This window comes from Rossellomorea orangium (genome assembly GCF_019334305.1).
Lineage (GTDB): Bacteria > Bacillota > Bacilli > Bacillales > Bacillaceae_B > Rossellomorea.
The window spans coordinates 1-1,243 of sequence record NZ_JAHWGH010000030.1 but is presented as its reverse complement, the minus strand read 5'-3'; the positions used below and the strand labels follow the sequence as shown (position 1 = coordinate 1,243).

8 tRNA genes and 1 rRNA gene are annotated in these 1,243 nt (G+C 47.5%); all 9 read right to left on the bottom strand.

The features are described 5' to 3' along the window. Window positions 1-19 precede the first annotated feature (19 nt). A tRNA-Pro gene (locus KYJ26_RS23210) sits at window positions 20-96 on the bottom strand. Window positions 97-103: 7 nt separating this feature from the next. Continuing rightward, window positions 104-180, bottom strand: a tRNA-Arg gene (locus KYJ26_RS23205). Between the two features lie 64 nt (window positions 181-244). Then, window positions 245-333 (bottom strand) — tRNA-Leu (locus KYJ26_RS23200). A gap of 7 nt (window positions 334-340) precedes the next feature. Further along, window positions 341-415: transfer RNA gene (locus KYJ26_RS23195), tRNA-Gly, on the bottom strand. A gap of 9 nt (window positions 416-424) precedes the next feature. Beyond that, window positions 425-509 (bottom strand) — tRNA-Leu (locus KYJ26_RS23190). A 64-nt stretch (window positions 510-573) separates the two neighbouring features. Beyond that, window positions 574-649, bottom strand: a tRNA-Lys gene (locus tag KYJ26_RS23185). A gap of 20 nt (window positions 650-669) precedes the next feature. Beyond that, window positions 670-745: transfer RNA gene (locus KYJ26_RS23180), tRNA-Thr, on the bottom strand. Window positions 746-802: 57 nt separating this feature from the next. After that, window positions 803-878, bottom strand: a tRNA-Val gene (locus tag KYJ26_RS23175). Window positions 879-888: 10 nt separating this feature from the next. After that, window positions 889-1,005 (bottom strand): 5S ribosomal RNA (gene rrf, locus KYJ26_RS23170). Between the last annotated feature and the right edge of the window lie 238 nt (window positions 1,006-1,243).

The window sequence follows — 1,243 nt, the reverse complement described above, 5'->3', positions numbered from 1 at the left end:
AGCTAAGGCCCCAAAGAAGTGGTCGGGAAGACAGGATTCGAACCTGCGACCCCTTGGTCCCAAACCAAGTGCTCTACCAAGCTGAGCTACTTCCCGATCTATATGGCGCGCCCGAGAGGAGTCGAACCCCTAACCTTTTGATCCGTAGTCAAACGCTCTATCCAATTGAGCTACGGGCGCTAAATGCATTATAGTTTTTTGATGAGCAAAGCAAGGGAAGATATTTTGCTGAAGCAAAAATCTTTGGTGCCGAGGACCGGAATCGAACCGGTACGGTAGTCACCTACCGCAGGATTTTAAGTCCTGTGCGTCTGCCAGTTCCGCCACCCCGGCATATTCTTGGAGCGGAAGACGGGATTCGAACCCGCGACCCCCACCTTGGCAAGGTGGTGTTCTACCACTGAACTACTTCCGCGCAAGTATTTGGTGCGGGTGAAGGGACTTGAACCCCCACGCCTCGCGGCGCCAGATCCTAAGTCTGGTGCGTCTGCCAATTCCGCCACACCCGCAAAAAGATGATTTTCACATTGATGAAAACCCTATGGTAAGATATTTTGCTGTCGCAAAAATCTTTGGTGAGCCATGAAGGACTCGAACCTTCGACCCTCTGATTAAAAGTCAGATGCTCTACCAACTGAGCTAATGGCTCATCTTATAAAAAAAACCAAATGGTGCCGGCAAGAGGACTTGAACCCCCAACCTACTGATTACAAGTCAGTTGCTCTACCAGTTGAGCTACACCGGCAAGGTGAGTTTATTAAAAGAATTTAAGGAAAGATATTTTACTTTTTGTAAAAAAACATGGTGGAGGATGACGGGATCGAACCGCCGACCCTCTGCTTGTAAGGCAGATGCTCTCCCAGCTGAGCTAATCCTCCATGATATACAGCCTGGCGACGTCCTACTCTCACAGGGGGAGATCCCCCAACTACCATCGGCGCTGAAGAGCTTAACTTCCGTGTTCGGCATGGGAACGGGTGTGACCTCTTCGCCATTGTCACCAGACTATATCTTGTCCCTTTTTTAAGGACAAGTACTATTATATCGTGTGGATATAATTTTTCAAGGCTTTTTTATATTTTCACATAAAATTCATTCCCTGAAAACTAGATAAAGAATTGATGTCAAGAAAGCCGAATATCGATCAATTGTTGCATCTACTATTACCAGTAGACTGCAATCCAGCTCCGGCGGCTAGAGACTCGAGGTCATTTCAGTTCAATCAGCTGAGGGTAAAAAGCAC